Source organism: Mycobacteroides sp. LB1, assembly GCF_013449725.1.
GTDB lineage: Bacteria > Actinomycetota > Actinomycetes > Mycobacteriales > Mycobacteriaceae > Mycobacterium.
Genome location: NZ_JACCFF010000001.1, coordinates 833,742 through 852,603 on the forward strand (window position 1 = coordinate 833,742; position 18,862 = coordinate 852,603).

General features: G+C 64.0%; 22 protein-coding genes. 10 read left to right on the top strand and 12 right to left on the bottom strand.

Going from position 1 to position 18,862, the window contains the following annotated elements:
* Positions 1 to 18 precede the first annotated feature (18 nt).
* Positions 19 to 816, bottom strand: a complete 798-nt coding sequence (locus MLB1_RS04285) for an AAA family ATPase (protein WP_180748450.1) — start codon at positions 814 to 816, stop codon at positions 19 to 21.
* An 81-nt stretch (positions 817 to 897) separates the two neighbouring features.
* Between MLB1_RS04285 and MLB1_RS04290 the strand changes: the two genes are divergently transcribed.
* Genes MLB1_RS04290 through MLB1_RS04300 form a run of 3 tightly spaced genes read left to right on the top strand, consistent with a single transcriptional unit; the run spans position 898 to position 3,077 of the window.
* Complete coding sequence (locus MLB1_RS04290) at positions 898 to 1,488, top strand: acid phosphatase (RefSeq protein ID WP_219602760.1); 591 nt, start codon at positions 898 to 900, stop codon at positions 1,486 to 1,488.
* Position 1,489: 1 nt separating this feature from the next.
* Positions 1,490 to 2,599, top strand: coding sequence for an isochorismate synthase (locus MLB1_RS04295; RefSeq protein ID WP_180748452.1), 1,110 nt, complete (start codon positions 1,490 to 1,492; stop codon positions 2,597 to 2,599).
* On the top strand, positions 2,592 to 3,077 hold the full coding sequence (locus MLB1_RS04300) for a GNAT family N-acetyltransferase (protein WP_180748453.1): 486 nt from the start codon (positions 2,592 to 2,594) through the stop codon (positions 3,075 to 3,077). The genes MLB1_RS04295 and MLB1_RS04300 overlap by 8 nt, the downstream gene beginning before the upstream one ends.
* A gap of 2 nt (positions 3,078 to 3,079) precedes the next feature.
* On the opposite strand, the gene MLB1_RS04305 is transcribed toward MLB1_RS04300, so the two are convergent.
* Positions 3,080 to 3,487, bottom strand: coding sequence for a hypothetical protein (locus tag MLB1_RS04305; protein WP_180748454.1), 408 nt, complete (start codon positions 3,485 to 3,487; stop codon positions 3,080 to 3,082).
* Positions 3,488 to 3,530: 43 nt separating this feature from the next.
* Between MLB1_RS04305 and MLB1_RS04310 the strand changes: the two genes are divergently transcribed.
* Positions 3,531 to 4,508, top strand: coding sequence for a diacylglycerol kinase family protein (locus MLB1_RS04310; RefSeq protein ID WP_180748455.1), 978 nt, complete (start codon positions 3,531 to 3,533; stop codon positions 4,506 to 4,508).
* A 416-nt stretch (positions 4,509 to 4,924) separates the two neighbouring features.
* On the top strand, positions 4,925 to 5,179 hold the full coding sequence (locus MLB1_RS04315; RefSeq protein ID WP_180748456.1) for a WhiB family transcriptional regulator: 255 nt from the start codon (positions 4,925 to 4,927) through the stop codon (positions 5,177 to 5,179).
* 81 nt (positions 5,180 to 5,260) lie between these two features.
* Here MLB1_RS04315 and MLB1_RS04320 read toward each other — a convergent pair whose 3' ends face one another.
* Entirely contained in the window at positions 5,261 to 6,751 is a 1,491-nt protein-coding gene (locus MLB1_RS04320; protein WP_180748457.1) for a sensor histidine kinase, read from the bottom strand.
* 104 nt (positions 6,752 to 6,855) lie between these two features.
* Positions 6,856 to 7,074 (bottom strand): biotin/lipoyl-binding carrier protein, encoded by a 219-nt coding sequence (locus MLB1_RS04325; protein ID WP_180748458.1) that lies wholly within the window; start codon positions 7,072 to 7,074, stop codon positions 6,856 to 6,858.
* A gap of 195 nt (positions 7,075 to 7,269) precedes the next feature.
* On the opposite strand from MLB1_RS04325, the gene MLB1_RS24240 reads away from it, so the two are divergent.
* Positions 7,270 to 7,344 carry a 50S ribosomal protein bL37 gene (locus MLB1_RS24240; RefSeq protein ID WP_085988129.1) on the top strand — a complete coding sequence of 25 codons (75 nt, stop codon included), beginning with the start codon at positions 7,270 to 7,272 and terminating at the stop codon, positions 7,342 to 7,344.
* Here the strand turns inward: MLB1_RS24240 and rsrA are convergent.
* A complete protein-coding gene (rsrA, locus tag MLB1_RS04330; RefSeq protein WP_180748459.1) occupies positions 7,341 to 7,637 on the bottom strand; it encodes a mycothiol system anti-sigma-R factor in 297 nt (98 codons plus the stop codon). The two genes, MLB1_RS24240 and rsrA, sit on opposite strands and share 4 nt — an antisense overlap.
* Complete coding sequence (locus MLB1_RS04335) at positions 7,634 to 8,356, bottom strand: sigma-70 family RNA polymerase sigma factor (RefSeq protein WP_371750589.1); 723 nt, start codon at positions 8,354 to 8,356, stop codon at positions 7,634 to 7,636. Before MLB1_RS04335 ends, rsrA begins: the two co-directional genes overlap by 4 nt.
* Positions 8,357 to 8,542: 186 nt before the next feature.
* On the opposite strand from MLB1_RS04335, the gene MLB1_RS04340 reads away from it, so the two are divergent.
* Positions 8,543 to 9,049: an aminoacyl-tRNA deacylase gene (locus MLB1_RS04340; RefSeq protein WP_180748460.1), complete on the top strand. Its 507-nt coding sequence runs from the start codon at positions 8,543 to 8,545 to the stop codon at positions 9,047 to 9,049.
* On the opposite strand, the gene MLB1_RS04345 is transcribed toward MLB1_RS04340, so the two are convergent.
* Positions 9,036 to 9,836: an SOS response-associated peptidase gene (locus tag MLB1_RS04345; RefSeq protein ID WP_180748461.1), complete on the bottom strand. Its 801-nt coding sequence runs from the start codon at positions 9,834 to 9,836 to the stop codon at positions 9,036 to 9,038. The genes MLB1_RS04340 and MLB1_RS04345 overlap by 14 nt on opposite strands.
* A 68-nt stretch (positions 9,837 to 9,904) precedes the next feature.
* On the opposite strand from MLB1_RS04345, the gene aroA reads away from it, so the two are divergent.
* A complete protein-coding gene (aroA, locus tag MLB1_RS04350; protein ID WP_180748462.1) occupies positions 9,905 to 11,236 on the top strand; it encodes a 3-phosphoshikimate 1-carboxyvinyltransferase in 1,332 nt (443 codons plus the stop codon).
* Positions 11,233 to 12,213 (top strand): ribosome small subunit-dependent GTPase A, encoded by a 981-nt coding sequence (rsgA, locus tag MLB1_RS04355; RefSeq protein ID WP_180748463.1) that lies wholly within the window; start codon positions 11,233 to 11,235, stop codon positions 12,211 to 12,213. The genes aroA and rsgA overlap by 4 nt, the downstream gene beginning before the upstream one ends.
* A gap of 274 nt (positions 12,214 to 12,487) precedes the next feature.
* Here the strand turns inward: rsgA and MLB1_RS04360 are convergent, their stop codons facing one another.
* The 4 genes from MLB1_RS04360 to MLB1_RS04375 form a co-directional block, all read right to left on the bottom strand.
* Positions 12,488 to 13,717, bottom strand: a complete 1,230-nt coding sequence (locus tag MLB1_RS04360; RefSeq protein WP_180748464.1) for a fatty acid desaturase — start codon at positions 13,715 to 13,717, stop codon at positions 12,488 to 12,490.
* 75 nt (positions 13,718 to 13,792) lie between these two features.
* Entirely contained in the window at positions 13,793 to 14,932 is a 1,140-nt protein-coding gene (locus MLB1_RS04365; protein ID WP_180748465.1) for a ferredoxin reductase, read from the bottom strand.
* Positions 14,933 to 15,034: 102 nt separating this feature from the next.
* Positions 15,035 to 15,535: a hypothetical protein gene (locus MLB1_RS04370; RefSeq protein WP_180748466.1), complete on the bottom strand. Its 501-nt coding sequence runs from the start codon at positions 15,533 to 15,535 to the stop codon at positions 15,035 to 15,037.
* Positions 15,535 to 16,944 (bottom strand): wax ester/triacylglycerol synthase family O-acyltransferase, encoded by a 1,410-nt coding sequence (locus MLB1_RS04375; protein WP_180748467.1) that lies wholly within the window; start codon positions 16,942 to 16,944, stop codon positions 15,535 to 15,537. Before MLB1_RS04375 ends, MLB1_RS04370 begins: the two co-directional genes overlap by 1 nt.
* Positions 16,945 to 17,107: 163 nt before the next feature.
* Here MLB1_RS04375 and MLB1_RS04380 point away from each other — a divergent pair, with 163 nt between their 5' ends.
* Positions 17,108 to 17,578 carry an Rv3235 family protein gene (locus MLB1_RS04380; protein ID WP_180748468.1) on the top strand — a complete coding sequence of 157 codons (471 nt, stop codon included), beginning with the start codon at positions 17,108 to 17,110 and terminating at the stop codon, positions 17,576 to 17,578.
* Positions 17,579 to 17,654: 76 nt separating this feature from the next.
* Here MLB1_RS04380 and MLB1_RS04385 read toward each other — a convergent pair whose 3' ends face one another.
* Positions 17,655 to 18,848 (bottom strand): alpha/beta fold hydrolase, encoded by a 1,194-nt coding sequence (locus MLB1_RS04385; protein ID WP_180748469.1) that lies wholly within the window; start codon positions 18,846 to 18,848, stop codon positions 17,655 to 17,657.
* Positions 18,849 to 18,862: the final 14 nt, after the last annotated feature.

An 18,862-nucleotide genomic window follows, 5' to 3' on the forward strand; every position in this document is an offset into this window, starting at 1 on the left:
CCCCGATCGGGCTACGCCTCAGTCCACGGGCGGCGAGAAGGTCGGCATGGCCTTGCCGCTCTTCCAGTGCTTCACCAGGCTCTGCGCCAGCTCGCGATAGGCCAGCGCACCCTTGTTCTTACGGCCTGCCAGCACCGATGCACCCGACGCGCTCGCCTCCGCGAACCGCACGGTCCTCGGGATCGGCGGTGCCAACACCGACAGCTCGTAGCGATCAGCCACGTCCAGCAGGACATCGCGACTATGGGTAGTCCGCGAGTCGTACAGCGTCGGCAGCGCACCGAGCAGCGTCAACCGCGGATTGGTGATCTGCTGGACATCGGTGACCGTCCGCAAGAATTGACCGACACCTCGGTGCGCCAGCGTCTCGCACTGCAGCGGCACCATCACGGAGTCAGCGGCCGTCAAGCCATTCAGGGTCAGCACACCCAGCGACGGCGGGCAGTCGATGATCACCACATCGAACTCATCCCCCAACGATTCGAGCGCCCGCTTCAGCGCGTACTCACGCCCGGCCCGCATCAACAGCATCGCCTCGGCACCGGCCAGGTCGATGTTCGCGGGCAGCAGCGTCAGATCCTCGCTGGTGGTGACCAGTGCCTCCTTGATATCGGCCTGCCCCAGCAGCACGTCGTGCACCGAGACCCCCAGCCGGTCCGGGTCCTGCCCCAGCGAGAACGTCAGGCAGCCCTGTGGATCCAGGTCGACCAGCAGAACCTTCTTGCCGGCCTGCGCCAAGGCCGCACCCAGCGACGCGACCGTCGTGGTTTTCGCTACCCCACCCTTTTGATTGGCTACCGCCAGCACCCGAGTCACGCCCACATACTGGCACGCCGAAGATGATCGCGACGGAAGTCGGTACGGCACAATCAAGCTGTGCCCACCCCCCAACACCGAATGTTGTTGCTACGCCATGGTGAAACTGAGTGGTCAAAAATCGGCAGACATACCGGGCGCACCGACCTGGACCTCACCGAAACCGGTCGCGCCCAGGCCGTGGCGGCACGCGAGGTGCTGGGCAATCTTGACCTGATTGATCCGCTGGTCCTGAGCAGTCCACGCAAGCGCGCGATCCAGACAGCAGAGCTGGCAGGTCTCACAGTCGGCGCCATCGAAGAGGACCTCGCCGAATGGGACTACGGCGACTACGAGGGTCTGACGACCCCGCAGATCCGTGAGGACGACCCGGGCTGGTTGGTGTGGACACACGGCTGCCCTGGCGGCGAGTCGGTGGCTCAGGTCCAAGCCCGCGCCGATCGGGTGATCGCCACGATCGCCGCCGAGCTCGCCCAACGCGATGTGCTCCTGGTGGGCCATGGCCATTTCTCCCGCTCCCTCATGACCCGGTGGATCGATCTTCCGCTGGAAGAGGGCACCCGACTTGGTATGGCCACGGCCTCAGTCGCGGTGGGCGGGCACGAGCACGGTCAGCGCCAGGTGGCCGCACTCGGACTGACCGGCTACCGGCACCCGGTACCGTCAATCTGACATGACGGCCACCGGAATCCCCGCGCACCCACATTTCGTGATGTCGCGGGCCGCCGACGCGCTGTACGCGTATGGCCACGAGACCGTCTACAACGACATCGCCACCGCCGCAGAAGCGCTGCGCGCCGGACGTCATCAGATGCTGGTAGGCGCACTGCCCTTTGACACCTCGAAACCGGCAGCGCTGACGGTGCCGGTGACGGTTCGACGCGGACAGCCCCAAGAGTTCTACGGCACCATGCCGAATATCGTTGTAAAACAACAGATACCGGAACCCGCCGAGCATCTACGGCGCGTCACCGAGGCCATCGAGGTGCTCCGCGATACCAACAGCGGGCTGTCCAAGGTGGTTCTTGCGCGCGTACTCGAACTGCAGGCCGACGCGCCCGTGGACGCGTTGGTGCTGACACATCGGCTGATCCGAAACGACCCCGACGCCAACAGCTTTTGCGTGGACCTCTCCCCCGCGGGCGACCGATTTCGCGACCGCACCTTGGTGGGCTGCAGTCCCGAGCTGTTGGTGGAACGCCGCGGAGACATGGTGATCTGTCACCCCTTCGCCGGTTCCGCCCCACGGTCCAAGGATCCGTCACTGGATCGGCGCACGGCCGAAGACCTTGCGGGCTCACACAAGGATCGGCACGAACATTCAGTGGTGATCGATCAGCTGCGCGAAGACCTTGCATCGTTGTGCGTCGACGTCCAGGTCCCACCGGAACCGACCCTCAGTAGCACCGCGGCACTCTGGCATCTCAGCACATCCATCAGCGCTAGATTGCGCCAAAGCTCCACCACAGCACTCGATTTGGCGTTGGCTTTGCACCCGACCCCAGCGGTATGCGGCACGCCCACCGAATCGGCGGCCGATCTGATCGCGCGCATTGAAGGCGAGCGCGGATTCTACGCCGGCGCGGCCGGCTGGTGTGACAGTTACGGGGACGGTCGATGGGTCGTCTCGATCCGTTGCGCCGAGCTTTCGGCCGACGAAACCTTCCTTCGCGCCTACGCCGGTGGCGGCCTGGTCGCCGAATCGGACCCGCAGGACGAACTATCGGAGACCACAGTCAAATTCCGGACCATACTGGCAGGGTTAGGAGCCGAGATTGAGTAGCACCCAGATTCGCCGCGCCACCGAGGCTGACGTCCAGGCCATCGTCGGGCTCATTGAAGACCTCGCGGAGTACGAGAAGGCGCGCGACGAATGCCTTATCACCGAAGAGCAGCTCCGAAAGGCGTTATTCGGTTCGACTCCAGCACTTTTCGCCCATGTCGCGGAGGTGGACGGAGTGGTCTGCGGCACCGCCGTCTGGTTTCTGAACTTCTCCACCTGGACCGGATACCACGGCATCTATCTTGAGGACCTGTACGTCAAACCAGAGCAGCGTGGCGCCGGGTTGGGCAAGGCGTTGTTATCGGCGCTGGCCGCCGAATGCGTGGCCAACGGCTACACGCGACTGGATTGGGCTGTGCTGGACTGGAACACACCGTCCATCAAGTTTTACGACTCGCTCGGCGCCAACCCGCAATCCGATTGGATCACCTACCGGCTGTCGGGGCCCGCACTGGCGGAGCTGGCCTCGGACCGCTGAGGTTATTCGGATTCGTCAGCGCCGATCTCGTCACCGGCGGCCCACATCTGGGCGGTGGGACTGAACAGCAGCGCTAGGGCGGCCACGGCGACGATCGCGATAGGCACGCCAAGTGCGGGTTGGTGCGACCCCACGGCCGCGTACCACGCGACGGGCAGTAGCAGCAGCTGCATCATCACGGCGATCCCTCTACCCCAACGTTTCCCTATGACGAGCGCAAGACCCCCCGCCAGTACCGCGGTGCCGAATATCGCAAACCAGGCCGCGGTGCCGTACCCGTTGACCAGGTGCTGGTCCGCGCCGCTGGCCGCTCGCACCACCAGGACCACCGCGATCACCAAGCCCACGGCGCCTTCACCGGCAACAATCATCCCTGCGCGGCGAACGGTGTTCGGAACGGCTGTGGTCACACGACAAGCCTAGGTGGGTCCAACCCGGCTAAGCTCATGCCCCGTGCGTGCGGTGCTCATAGTGAATCCCAATGCCACGTCGACGACGGCGGCCGGCCGTGACCTGCTGGCTCATGCGCTGGAAAGCCGTGTGCACCTACAGGTTCTGCACACAGATCACCGCGGCCACGCCAGTGAGCTGGCTCGCCGAGCCGCCGACGAGGGTGCGGCGGTCATCGTCGTGCACGGTGGCGACGGCACGGTCAGCGAGGTGGTGAACGGACTACTGGGACAGCCAGGGCACCCGGCGCCGGGTCCGCTGCCCGCCATCGCAGTGGTGCCGGGCGGATCAGCCAATGTGTTCGCCCGAACGCTGGGCATGTCCGCCGACCCCGTTCAGGCCACCAACCAAGTCGTCGATCTCCTGGACGAGCACCGCCGCGACCAGCGGCGATGGCGCCGAATCAGCCTTGGGCACTGCAGCGAGCGCTGGTTCATCTTCAACGCGGGTATGGGTCTGGACGGCGAGGTGGTCGCCGCAATGGAGGCCCACCGCAACAAGGGCAAGCAGGTCACAGCGGGGCGCTACGTGACGCGCGCGGTGCTGAGCTTCTTTCGCGCCGCACGACGCCAGCCGACGCTCACGGTTGAGCTGCCCGGCCACGAGCCCCAAGCGGGCGTCCATTTCGCCTTCATCAGCAATTCCAATCCGTGGACATATGCCAACGAGCGCGCCATCTGGACGAATCCGGGCACCGGTTTCGAGAGCGGTCTGGGCCTATTCGCGTCAAAGAGCATGAACGTGATGCCGAATCTGGGCCTGGTTCGGCACATGGTGGGCGCACCGCGCCCCGACCGTCCGGCGGCCCGGCACCTGCTGCGCGAAGACGACCTCCCGTGGGTGCGGGTGCGCTCGTCGGCGCCGATCGCCACGCAGGTCGACGGTGATTTCCTTGGGATGCGCAGCGACCTGACATTCACCGCCGTACCCGACGTTCTCGACGTGGTGGCCCCGGCAAAACCCGCCGACACGCCTTCCTGAGCCCGACTCGACGCGCAATAGTGTTGGGCGCCAGTCCGTTCCAGCCACAGCCGACTCACAGGCACAAGGCGATCCACGTCACATCGGGGCCGAATCAGGCGTACTACATTGCGTAGTCATGTCCCTCGAGGTCGTGACGTTACTCACGGGTAGCGGTTGACGACCTGGGAAAATAGGTGAATATCGCCAGATTCAAGGCGTAGATTGGATAAGTGTAGTACAAACGATTATGGAGTCCGCGGACACCACCCCTGAGTGAGATTGACCACGTGTTAACTCACGCTATTGACTTCTGCTGAGCTTGTGAAACGATCGGAAGCAACAGTGCAGAAACATTTGGTACGCACGCGTTAACAGCCGAAAAACATTCATCTCGTGCGCTTTGTGGCGCGCACGCAACAAGGGAGTGCACAACTATGGATTGGCGCCATAAGGCGGTCTGTCGCGACGAGGATCCTGAGCTGTTTTTCCCGGTAGGGAACAGTGGACCGGCCCTCGCGCAGATTGCTGACGCAAAGCTCGTCTGCAACCGCTGTCCGGTGACAACCGAATGTCTCACCTGGGCACTGGAATCCGGCCAAGACGCCGGCGTGTGGGGCGGCCTCAGCGAAGATGAACGTCGCGCTCTCAAGCGCCGCAACGCTCGCGCCCGCGCTCGTAGCTCCGTCTAACGCCGCAGCAATCAGAACCCGGCACACAAAATTTGGTGCCGGGTTCTTTGCTGCGCGGTGTCGAATTACGTGGGGCTGTCGCTAGGCCATCAAGCGGGCACGTCTACCCAGCGGAACGCGCAGCACCGCATTGGTTCCGCCCTCTGGATCGCTGCGCATATCCAGTGAACCGTCAATCTCCGCCGATACCAGTGTCCTGACGATCTGCAGACCTAAGCGGTCGGACGTCTCGACACTGAATCCGTCAGGCAGTCCCCGGCCGTCATCGTGGACGACAACATCAAGCCAGCGCGCCGATCGCTCGGCCCTGATAACCACCTGCCCGTGCGCACCCTCTTCGAAGGCATGCTCGATGGCGTTCTGAACCAACTCGGTGATCACCATGATCAACGGTGTCGCGCGGTCGGAGTCGAGCACCCCCAGCGCGCCCTCGCGGGAGACACGCACCTTGGTGTCGACGGTGGCCACATCGGTCATAATCGGCATGATCCGGTCGATCACCTCGTCGAGGTTGACCTCCTCGTCCACCGACATCGACAACGCGTCATGCACCAGCGCGATGGACGACACTCGACGAACCGACTCGAAAAGCGCTTCGCGGGCTTCCTCGTTCTGTGTGCGCCGGGCCTGTAGCCGCAGCAGCGCCGCCACCGTCTGCAAGTTGTTCTTCACCCGGTGGTGGATCTCACGGATGGTCGCGTCCTTGGATAGCAGCGCCCGGTCGCGGCGCTTGACCTCGGTCACATCGCGGGTCAGTAGCAGCGCCCCCACCGATGCACCGCGCGCAATGAGTGGCAGCGTACGGATGAGCACCGCGGCACCGCGTGCGTCGACCTCCATGCGCATACTGGGGCCGCCCGCCAGCAGGTCGCGAAGATGCGCGGCCAGCTCCTGCCCTTCGAACGGGTCGGAGATCAACGGTTTGGTGACATCCATGAGGTTGTGACCCTGTAGGTCGCTGACCAGCCCCATGCGGTGATAGGCCGATAGCGCGTTGGGGCTCGCATAGCCGACCTCACCGGCGACATTGAGCCGGATGAAGCCGTCGCCCACGCGGGGGCTGGAGCGAGACATGGCCTGATCAGCCACGTTCGGGAAGGTGCCCTCAGTCAGCATCAGCAGCAGATCGACCGCGCACTCAAGATATGCGCGTTCAAGCGCGCCCTTTTTGAGCCGGGCCGCCACCGCGGTTTGATGTGTCAACACCGCCACAGTCCGGTCGCCGCAGCGCACCGGAACCGCCTGAACGTTGAGTTCGGAGGCCTGCTCGGTCAGATCCGAATCGCTTTCGCGCTCAATGGAACCCGATGCGAACGCAGCTTCCACCAGTGGAACGTCCGCGATTTTGGCAACGGTGCCGACGGCGTCGTTGTCGATAATCGTCGGCGCCGTATTGGGCCGACACTGGGCGACGCACACGAACGCGTCATCATCGCGGCGCACCCACATCAGGTAGTCGGCGAAGGAAAGGTCCGCGAGCAGCTGCCATTCGGCCACCACGGCATGCAGGTGATCGACAGCATCGCCGGGCAGCATGGTGTGTTCTGCCAGCAGGTCACCGAGAGTGGACATCCATACCCCTTACGCCGAGTAGTCCCCCGCAAGCGAGGGACCCCAGCGGACGTTTCGCAATCCGACAGGAATGTAGGACTGAGCGTCTGCTCGCGAAACGAAAATCAGTCGTCGATGACAGCGATCAGGTGGCCGGCTTGAATCACATCGCCCACCGACACGCTCACGTCACTGATGGTCCCTGCCACCTCGGCCAGTACCGGGATCTCCATCTTCATGGATTCCAGCAGGACAATGGTGTCACCTTCGGCGATCTGATCACCCGTCTTGACGAGCACTTCCAGCACGCTGGCCACGATCTCGGCGTGTACTTCCTCGGCCATCTGCGCGCCACCTCGCTCTCGTCAACATCCAGTTACCGGTCCTCAGTATCGAACCACACGCACGGCATCCACGCGTTCAACCACCCTCACCGGCATGAGAGAATGGATACATACACCAGCGCGCGCCTAGCGCGGATGGACTGTTATCGGGGTTGACACCCCGGAACCCGATCGACATATCCGAAGGAGATTCCCATGGCCAAGCGTGGTCGCAAGAAGCGCAGCCGTAAGCACAACGCCGCTAACCACGGCAAGCGCCCCAACAGCTAAGAGTTGTCGGCCCGCTGCTGGATGACAGTAGTTTGGCTGATCTTGAATTTCAGACGCTCTCGTAGCCCGTCAGGTGCCTTATCTCCACCGCACTTGCGGGCTACGAGTGTTTTGATCTGCTCTTCGATGCCGTAGTGCTGCAGGCAACCCGGGCATTCTTCGAGGTGATGCCGCAGCCGCGCGCTGCTCTCAGCGCTGCATTCGCCGTCAAGGAGAGTCCAGACCTCCGCGATCACCTCGGCGCAACCTGATACTTCGCAGTTGCCCGTGTCCTTAAGCTCACCGTCGGTCATGCCCGGCCCTCCGCCAACTCATTCTTGCGCAGGAAGCCGCGATCCTTGGCCACTTCGGACAGCAATTCGCGCAGCTGCCGACGGCCACGGTGCAGCCGCGACATAACCGTGCCGATGGGGGTCTCCATGATCTCGGCGATCTCCTTGTAGGGGAAGCCTTCGACGTCCGCGTAGTACACGGCCATCCGGAATTCTTCCGGCAGCATATTCAACGCCGCCTTGATCTCGTCATCAGGCAGTCCATCAAGTGCCTCGATCTCCGCTGACCGCAGCCCCGTAGAGGTGTGCTCGGCGTTCGCAGCCAGCTGCCAATCGGTGATTTCCTCGGTCGGATACTCCGCCGGCTGGCGCTGCTTCTTGCGATAGATGTTGATGTAGGTATTCGTGAGAATCCGGTACAGCCACGCCTTGAGGTTCGTGCCCTCTTTGAAGGTCCCGAACCCGGCGTATGCCTTGACCATCGTCTCCTGCACCAGGTCCTCGGCATCCGCGGGATTTCTGGTCATCCGCAACGCGGCACCGTAGAGCTGGTCCAGCAGCGGCAACGCGTCACGTTCGAACCGTGCGGTCCGCTCAGCCTCGGTCTCGACGTGACCTGGCGGCTGGGTATCGCCAACGGACGTATCGGCAGGGTCCCTCATGCTGGTCACGGCGGTCCTTTCGGTAGCGACACCGACCATACGGATCGGCACCGACATCGGACGTTCGAGGCACGCCATTGTCACCTGCAATACCCCTTTCCGGGTTGAGGACCATAGTCTGCCCGTCTTTGCGGACAGACTTCTCAACACCGACGCATGCCGGGGTATTTCCCAACGTATCTCCACTGTCAACTGGAAAATCAATGGACCTAGTCGGATGCTCTTCGCGCAAGCGGCTCGTCGTCGGGCATTACTGTCCAGTTCGTGGGTTCCAAGGCCGCCAAAGCTGCCACTCCAGCCGTCGCCGCGGTGATCGCCGCTGGTGTCGACTATGCGCTGCTGCCGTATGAACACCGTCCCGGCGAGAACGCGTTCGGTGACGAGGCGGTGCGCGCGCTTGCGGGCTCCGGTTTAGCTTCCGAGCAGGTCTTCAAAACGCTACTGATCTCACTGGATCGCGGGCCAGAGCTGGCGGTCGCGGTGATCCCGGTGCCTGCGACGCTGTCACTCAAGGCTGCCGCGGCCGCTCTCGGTCGGGGGAAGGCCACGATGGCCGATCCGGCAGCGGCCGAGCGCAGCTCGGGTTATGTGGTGGGCGGAATCTCGCCGCTCGGGCAACGCAAACCGTTGCCCACAGTCATCGATTCGTCGGCGCTGACATGGGATCGCATCCTGTGCAGCGCTGGGAAACGCGGTCTACAGTTGGCGCTGGCACCCGCAGACCTGCTCCGGCTCGCCAACGCTGTGACGGCATCCATCACAGCAGGGTGATCTGCTCCCCCACCTGTTCCGTCGCGGTGCGATCAGCTGGGACAAGCAGCTCCGGACCATTGTTGGCGACGCTGTTAACCAGCGATGACACCTGCCGGATTCCGATGCCGGCTGCTTCGTCCGCGGCCTGCAGCAGATTCTGGTCCAGGTCCAGGTCCTGGTCCGGGTCCAGCCAGCGATCCCACAGCTGCGCACCGAGCATCAACGGCATCCGGTTGTGGATCTCTTGCAGCGGGCCGACGGCATCCGTGGTCACGATCGTGCAGCTCAGCAGTGGCGCCGCGTCCTTGGCTGGCTTCCACACCGACCACAGACCGGCCGCGAACAACTGCTTCCCGTCCCCTGCACTCATATAGAACGGTGTCTTGATGGTTTTGCGCGCCGCGAACTCGTCAGCACCCTTGCGCCACTCGTACCAGCCGTCCAGCGGGACGAGGCATCGCTTGGACCGCGCTGAGGTGCGGAATGTCGCCGCTGTAGCGAGGCTTTCCACCCGGGCATTGATGAGCGGCGCGCCCTTGGCTTCCGGACGGCCGTCCTCGCGCGCCTTGGCCCATGTCGGCACCAACCCCCAGCGCATGGCGCGAATGCGACGCGAGGGGACGTCCCCGGGCTCGCGGTGCCTTGCGACAACCGTGAGCACCGGATCGGTGGGCGCAACGTTGTAGTTCGGAATCCTCGGAAGCTGCAGTGAAGATGTCTCACTCGCGGTGCTTGTTTCGTCCACCGCGTCGATCTCACCGGCGAGCAGGGCCGGGTCGATCGTCACCGCGTACCGTCCGCACATATCGCCATGCTGCCACTCAGCAGGGGCCGGTGGGGTTACCGCAGGTACTCGTCCGGGACAATGGCGCTGTGACGAGCGGACACTGGCAGGCACCGACGATCGACGGTTCCGTCAACGCGACCATCACCATGCCCGGCTCCAAATCGCAGACCAATCGGGCGCTGGTACTCGCCGCGCTCGCCGCACGCGAGGGCGGCACATCCACGGTGTCCGGTGCTCTGCGCAGCCGCGATACGGATCTGATGATCGGCGCGGTCCGCGCCCTCGGGTATGACGTCAGCGGCGAAGGCACCGATCTGACGGTCTCACCCGGGTCCGGCGATGACGACGCGTCGACGGTTGACTGCGGTCTGGCCGGGACGGTACTTCGGTTCCTGCCATCGGTGGCAGCACTTCGCCATGCCCCCACGGTCTTTGACGGTGACGAACAGGCACGCTCCCGACCCATCGCTCCCCTGCTGGACGCACTGCGTTCGATCGGAGTCGGCATCGACGGACAGCACCTGCCGTTCACGGTGGCCGGCACCGGGCGGGTGCAGGGCGGCAAGGTCGGCGTCGACGCTTCGGGATCGTCCCAATTCGTTTCCGGCCTCCTGCTTTCCGGCGCCGCGTTCACCGACGGGTTGACGGCGGTCAACACTGCCGACGTACTGCCCTCGGGTCCGCACGTGGTGATGACGGTGACGATGCTGCGCGAGGCAGGTGTCTCCGTGGATGACTCCGCTCCGGGCCGCTGGCATATCGAACCGCAACCAATTCCGGCCCATAACTGGCTAATTGAGCCCGATCTGTCGAACGCGCTGGCCTTCATTGCACCGGCGTTGGCGACCGGCGGCAGCGTCCGGATCACCGGCTGGCCGCGACAATCCACCCAGCCCGCACGCCAGATCGAAGGTGTCGTCCGCCAGTTCGCTCACCGTGTCTCGCTGACGGATTCACATCTGGAGGTCATCGGGCGGACCGGTTACGACGGTGTCGATCTGGACCTCGCCGAGGTGGGTGAGCTGACGCCCACGGTGGCGGCGCTGGCCGCTCTGGCCAAGCCCGGGAGCATCTCCACGCTGCGTGGGATCGCACATCTGCGCGGGCACGAGACCGACCGGCTCAAGGCGCTCGCCCACGAAATCAATGCTCTCGGTGGGCAATGCGAGGAGACCGAGGACGGGCTGCGGATTGTCGCCACCGATCTGCACGGTGGGGTGTGGGGCTCCTACGCGGATCACCGCATGGCGACCGCCGGTGCACTCGTCGGCCTCAAGGTGCCGGGAATCTCCGTCGACGATATCGCCACGACCGGCAAGACACTGCCCGACTTCCCCGGAATGTGGGCCGACATGCTCGCCCAGGCTGAAGCTCTTCGCGCAAGCGGCACACCGGGACCGGGCGGTCACGCCTCTTGAGTCCCCGCGAGTACGACGAGTCCGACGCCCGCATTCGGCCGGGCAAACGCTCGCGGCCTCGCACCAAGAACCGCCCCGACCATGCCGACGCCGTACCTGCGATGGTGGTCACCGTCGATCGCGGCCGGTGGGGTTGTGTACTGCACGGCGACCCCGATCAACGGGTCACCGCCATGCGGGCGCGGGAGCTCGGTCGCACCCCGATCGTGGTGGGCGACACCGTAAGCCTGGTGGGCGATCTGTCCGGACGCACCGACGCACTGGCCCGGATTGTCCGGTTGGAAGAGCGGCGAACGGTGTTGCGCCGCACCGCTGATGATACCGATCCCTTCGAGCGGATCTTCGTGGCCAATGCCGACCAACTACTCATCGTGGTGGCGGTCGCCGATCCTCCGCCGCGCACCGGGCTGGTGGAGCGGACCCTCATCGCCGCCTACGCCGGAGGACTCACCCCGATCCTGGCGCTCACCAAAACCGATCTCGCCGACCCGGATTCGTTCGCCGCACAATTCGAAGATCTCAATCTGCAGGTCATCAAGACGGGACGTGATGCACCCGTCGAACCGGTCATGGAAATATTGACGGGTCGTCTCACCGCACTGCTCGGACATTCCGGGGTCGGTAAGTCCACATTGGTGAACCGCCTTGTCCCCGAGGCCCATCGGCCGACCGGCGAGGTGACGGGCGTCGGCAAGGGGCGTCACACGTCGACCCAATCGGTGGCACTGCCGCTGCATCCATCGGGCTGGGTCATCGACACCCCGGGTATCAGGTCGTTCGGTTTGGCCCATATTCAGCCGTCCGATGTGGTGGCCGCGTTCAGCGACCTCGCCGGGGCCATCGGCGACTGCCCGCGCGGCTGCCAGCACCTTGGCCCACCGGCAGATCCCGAATGCATGCTCGACGAGTTGACGGGGGCGTCAGCGAAACGGGTAATAGCAGTTCGCCAGTTGCTTTCTGTGTTAACAACGTCCTAACTCTTGGTTGCGAGGCCCGTCTCGGATCGCGGGAACAGCACACGCCGATTAGCGTTGCCATCAGTGGCTGCGACGGAGACAGCCAATGAGGGTCAGGGGCTGACAGATGACGAGTTACTTCCGCAGAATCGCCAGCGTGGCAGCCATTTCCGCATGTGGTGTCGCCGCCTGGGCAACCATGTGGCTATCCGTCTCCGGCCTGGGATAGCCGCACCGCGACCAACGTAAAAGCCCCCGACGCACTTAAGCGTTCGGGGGCTTTTACGTTCTCTCATCACACCTTGACGGTGGGCCGAGTCTTTCTGCGTTCGCGCACCGCGGCGAAGGCAGACTTCAGCCCGCGTCGCTCGCGTGGCTCCAAATCGTCAAACATCTTGACGCTGCGGGTTTCCGGAGCGTTGTCGGCGGTGTATTTCAGGTACTTATCCGGCAATGACAGCTTGGCGATGGTCCGCCAGGCCTTGGCGTATTGCACCAGGAACGGGCCGGAGGTGTACGGCAGGTCGTACTTGTCGCATAGTTCACGCACTCGCACCGCCACCGTCGACAACCGGTTACTCGGCAGATCCGGGAACAGATGGTGCTCGATCTGATAGCACAGGTTGCCGCTCATGAACGCCATTCCTGGGCCGGCGTCAAAGTTGGCACTGCCCAACATCTGTCGCAGATACCACTGACCCTGCGTCTCGTTCTCCAGGTCCTGCTTGGTGAACTTCTCGGCACCATCCGGGAAGTGTCCGCAAAAGATGACGGCGTTGGACCAGATGTTCCGGATCACGTTGGCCAGCGCGTTGGCGGTGGCGGTCTTACGGAAACTGCCCGTCGGCGAGAGCGCACTGGCCGCGGGGTACAAGACGTAATCCTTGGCCACCTGCTTGCCTATCTTGGCCAGCACCTCTTCACGCTTGGCCGCGAACTCTCCCTTGTCGGCACGTCCCTGCGCCACCTTGCCCAGCTCCAAATGCTGTGCACCAACACCCCATTCGAACAGGAGCATCAGTAGCGTGTTGTACGCGAGGTTGCCCAGGTTGAATGGCGACCACTTCTTGTCGCGGGTGATGCGGAGCAGCCCGTAGCCCACATCGTCGTCCATGCCAAGCACATTCGTGTACTTGTGGTGGATGTAGTTATGGGTCTGCTTCCAGTGCGAGGACGGGTCCACCATGTCCCATTCCCAGTTGGAGGAATGGATTTCGGGATCGTTCATCCAGTCCCACTGGCCGTGCATGACGTTGTGACCGATCTCCATGTTCTCGACGATCTTGGCCACGCCGAGAGTCACTGCTCCTGCCCACCATGCGGACCGCTTCTTGCTCGCCGCCAGCAGCACTCGCCCGCTCAACTCAAGGGTTCGCTGCGCCGCGATGGTGCGACGGATATAGCGGCGGTCGACAGCTCCGAGCGATTCCTCGACATCACGACGGATCGCATCCAGTTCGTGGCCGAGAGCCTCGACATCGGCCTCCGTGAGGTGCGCGAATTCCTGGATATCCGAGATCGCCATCCTTGAGCTCCCTTCGCCCGTTCAGCCCTTACGATACCGTAACCTACGGTTCCGTAGGTTACTAGTCCGTAAACCTCAAACGTCGAGCACGCAATCGCCCGAAGCTGCGGAAATGCAGGTTTGAATACGTGTTCCGGGCTCATGCTCGGTGCCGTTGCGCAGGTCACGGACGTGCCCTTCCAGCAGCGGCACCACGCAGGTCTGGCAGATTCCCATCCGGCAGCCGAAGGGCATCTGCACCCCGGCCTCCTCACCCGCCTCCATCAACGACGTGGCCGCATCGGCGTCACGCTGCTTACCGCTGCGCGCGAAGGTCACCCGACCACCCTGGCCATGCGGTGCGGCGCGCGAGACCGCGAACCTCTCGAGGTGCAGCAGCTCGGCCACACCGGCATCGGTCCACACCCGCTGCGCATCATCGAGCATGCCTTCCGGTCCGCAAGCCCACGTCTGGCGTTGCGCCCAGTCGGGGACCTCGGAGGATAGCGATGAAAGATCCAGGCGTCCTTGGGTTTTCGTCGTCCGCAAGCGGTACTGATACGACGGATGCGCGTCCGACAATGCGGCGAGCTCACCTGCGAACATCACATCACCCTCGGTCGGCGCCGAATGCAGGTGCATCACATTGGGCAGCGGTAAATCCGCCGCGGCCGAGCGCCGCACCAATGTCCGCAGCATCGACATCACCGGGGTGACGCCACTGCCCGCAGTGAGAAACAAGATCGCGGGTGGCGCGGGGTCGTCCAGCACGAAGTTCCCCTGAGGGGCGGCCAGCCGGACGATCGTGCCCGGCTCCAGGCCGTTGACCAGGTGCGTGGAGAGGAATCCCTCAGGCATCGCCTTGACGGTGATGGTGATGGTGCGCCCCGAACCGCCGGCGTGCACGGGTGCCGATGTCAGTGAGTACGACCGCCAACGCCAACGGCCGTCGATAAGCACGCCGATGCCGACGTATTGACCGGGGCGATAGTCGAAGTGGAAGCCCCAGCCCGGCTTGATCTCCAGGGTCGCGGAGTCGCTCGTTTCCTTGTGCACGCTGACCACGCGCCCGCGCAATTCGCGAGCAGACCATAGCGGGTTGGCCAGGCTCAAGTAGTCATCCGGCAGCAGTGGCGTGGTGATGCGAGAAGCCAAGCCACGCAAGACGTTTACCGCAGCATGGCGTGACTTGGGCCCACCCGGAGCCGATGCGTCGAGCCAGGAAGCCAGTTTCACAGCCGATGACCTTCCATTGACGAAGGAGATGCCCAGCGAGGCGTAACCTACGCTACCGTAGGTTACTGGTCGGGAACAGGCCAATCGGCCAGGTCATGCCGCCTACAGCAGGTCGAGTAGGAACGGCAGTTCTTGGGTCGCGTACCAAGCCAAATCGTGGTCCTGGGCATCCCCGACCACCAGCTCGGCATCCTCATCGCCCAGATCCGCGGCATCGATCACCTCGGCCGCCCGCACCACATCCGGCTCGGCCTGTGACAGGTCGATATGCGCAGCCACCACCGCAGACATCGGCACCGCACCCGCCAGCCGGACCACGGCATCGTCCAGATCGGGACGCAGCTTCGCTTCCTCGGCATCCGCGACCAGCACCGCCCGGCGAGCCGGCAGCCCGTCGCCACCGTCCTCGTTGGCCAGTAGCCGCAGCGAGGCAAGCGCCGCCTCGCGCATCGCCACCTCGGACAGCTCGTCCTCGTCGCCCGCGGAGTAGGCCTCACGCAGCGCCGGTGTCACCGCGAAGGCGGTGCCGTTCACCGGCCACAGCTCGCCGTCAGTCACCAGTCCGCGCAGCATCGACAGCGTCACCGGGATATACACCTGCATTACTGTGCCGCCTCCAACAATTCGTCGAGCGCCTCGGTGATGAGCACCGGAATCATGTCGGCATCGGGCATCGCGTCCCGGTCTGCATTTATCCCGTGGTACACAACGCCGTTGTAGGAGGTGAGTCCGATCGACAACACCTGATTACGCAGCAGCGGTGGCACCGGATAAATCTCTGCCAGGCGCGCACCACCCAAGTACATCGGTACTTGCGGCCCAGGCACATTCGTGACCAGCAGGTTGAACAGCCGGTTCGGCAGTGTCGCCGCGACTCGGGCCGCCAACGCATGCAGAGTGGGCGGCACGAACCCCGACAGCGCCGCCATCTTTGGAACATCTACCAAACTGAATGCCGCAGAATGCGATTCGGTGGCATGCGCGATCTGCGATAGGCGCACCACAGCGTTGCCCTCACCGACCGGTAGGTCAACGAGGAACGGTGACACCTCGGTGGTCGCGGCCCCCTCCGCGACGACATCCAGATCGCCGTCCCGGAATACCGACATCGGCACCATCGCCCTGATCATCGAGGCGGGAGTAACGGGTTCCCCTCTGCTCAACAACCAATTGCGCAGTGCCCCAGCGACTACCGCCAGCACCACATCGTTGACATCACAATCGTATTTGGCACGCACCCGCCGGTAGTCGGCTAATTTTGTGGTCACCACGGTGAACCGCCGACTGCGCGATACGGGCTGGTTCAGCGGCCCACGCGGGGCGGTACCGCGAGCCGCGGTGCGCACCACCTTCACCATGCGCTCGCCCAACTCACCGATCTCCCCTGTCAGCGACGCGACGTCGGCGACCGTGCTGCGTACCGCCTCAAGTCGCGCACCGGGGCGCGCCAGCCATTCGGATACCGCACCGGCGATGAGCTCATTGGAACTCGGTTCATGCGCAGGAACCCAGATGTCTTCCTCGAACTCTGGCGTACGGGCAGTCCGGTCGAACATGACCTGCCCGAGTTCAGTTGCGGACTGGCCGTCCACCAACGCTTGATGCGTCTTCGTGTAGATAGCCAACCGGTTCTTGGACAATCCCTCCACCAGGTACATCTCCCACAGCGGCCGCGAGCGGTCCAACGGGCGAGATGTCAACCGGGCCACCAGATCTTGCAGCTGCCCGTCACTACCCGGGGACGGCAACGCCGACCGACGAATGTGGTAGGTGATATCGAAGTCGACATCGTCGAGCCAGACTGGTCGGGCCAGCCCAAACCCGATCTCCTTGACCTTCTGTCGGTATCGCGGAACTTGCGGAAGTCGACTCTCCACCAACGCGAGAAGCTCCTCATAGGTGAAGCCTCCGCGGGGCTTGCGAATGATCGCCAGCGAGCCGACGTGCATAGGGGTGGAGCTGTCCTCGCTCGAGTAGAACGACGCGTCAACGGCGGACAACCTGCTGACCACTACCCGCGCCGCCTTCCCCTAGAAATTTCGCCACTTGTACCCAGCGGCGCAGCTGGGCCAACCCTACCCTGGCGCTCTCGACATCGGCTGTGCGATTATGTTCGGCAACGATCTGCCTCTCTCCAGCAGAGCAAATGTGGGGGCTCATTCACTGGGGAGGGAAATGTCTCATCGCTATGTCACCCGGGTTGTCGATTACGAACCGGCGCCGGTGCTGGCCAGCTTGCCTGCGGCCTGTCATTCGCTGCGGCCCGGAACGTTGCATCAATCGCGGACTCGGCCAGCGGGTATCGAGCGGCAAGCACATCTGCGCGAACAATCTCCGCCGCCGCAGGTGGTCGCGTTCGCGGACGCCGCACTACGCCGCGTTCTCGAAGTCATGGATCGGCGACGGCCCATGGTCCAACTGCGACCGCTGCTGGCCGACGGACCGCTCAGCGCGGTGATGGCACGTGCGGCTCGCACCCCCGCCACCACCGCCGCGCGGCTCAGCAAGATTCGAGTGCGCTGCTGCGGGGACGACGTGGCGGAGATCTTCGGGACGTTCCAGCGCAACGGACGCACCAAGGCATTCGCCGGACGGATCGAATCCGTCAAGGGCAGTTGGCTGGTCGTCGCCCTGCAACTCGGCTGACCTGGCCGCCGGTCATCCGACGCCTGCCTCCGGATGCCTTTGGCGCGCAAATGTCTTCATGAAGTGCGGAGCCCTGTCAGAATCTAATGACGTCGTCGAGCCAGTCGAACATTCGCTGATGGAATAGCAACAGGGCTCCCTCATGGCAGTGCTCACCGGCACCCTCGGCGGCAGTGAACTTCAGATAGGTCTTCGGGCACCGCAGGGCGTCGTAAAGCATCGACGGCTGCCCTCGGAAGAACTGATCGTTCTCCGCCTCACACACCAGCGTCGGGCAGGAGATCTGATGGGCGACATCGGTGAGGTCGTACTTGGCGACCGTGTCGACCAACGCCTGGGCCGTATCAACCCCGAACACCCACAAGGCATTCGACAGTACCCAACGCTGTGAGCTGGGCGCCTCCGCTCGATGGGCAATCAGATTGCGAACCGCCGCAATCCGCTCGCCACTGTCCAATCTGTGCTCGTTTTCAAGCACCTTGGGCATGCCCGCAGACAGCTTGAACACGCCGTCATATGCCACGCACGCCGCCAGTCGCGGCTCGAACGCCGCGGCCCGGGGAGCCAGGTAACCGCCCATGCTCATCCCCAACAGCGCGACACGGTCGGGGTCGACTCCGCGAAGGCCGAGGGCGAAGTCCAGCACCGGAGTGACCACGGCCTCCCAGTCGTAACGGAACGTCGCCTTGTCAGCACGCAGCGCAGCGCCCTGCCCGGGCCCCTCGAAGATCAGACAGTTCCAGCCGTAGCGCCGCGCGGCCTCCCCGACCGCGAAGTACATTTCCTCGACCGTCGAATCAAACCCGCCATGCGCGAGCAACGTCGGCCCACGGTCGTCCCCGCTGACGTTGAGGTAGTAGCCCTCCAATTGAATTCCCTCGTAGGGGATTTGCACACGCTGCCATCGCTGCTGAATCTCGGGGGCGCTCCGGAACGTGTCGATTGCGCGTGCGGACGTGTCCGACACGCGAGGATCATTCGACGGGTCGTCGCGAAGAAAGAATTCAGCGGTCCGGTAGTAGTTGGACGCACGCAGGTAGGCAATGCTTGCGCTCACGGCGTGCCCGGCGGTCGCACACGCGTCTCCGATCCCTGCGATTCGGTCCGCGAGCGCGCGCCACTCCAGATACCAGGAGTCCCAGTCTCCGGCCGTGATTCGTTCTGCCGTCATGATCACTTCGCCGATATCAGCACCTCCGTACACGGCGTATCCGACCGTCCGAAGTGTCTCGAACGAGAACGACTCGTCAGAGTCAAAGATGAAGCGCATATCCACCCCTCTTC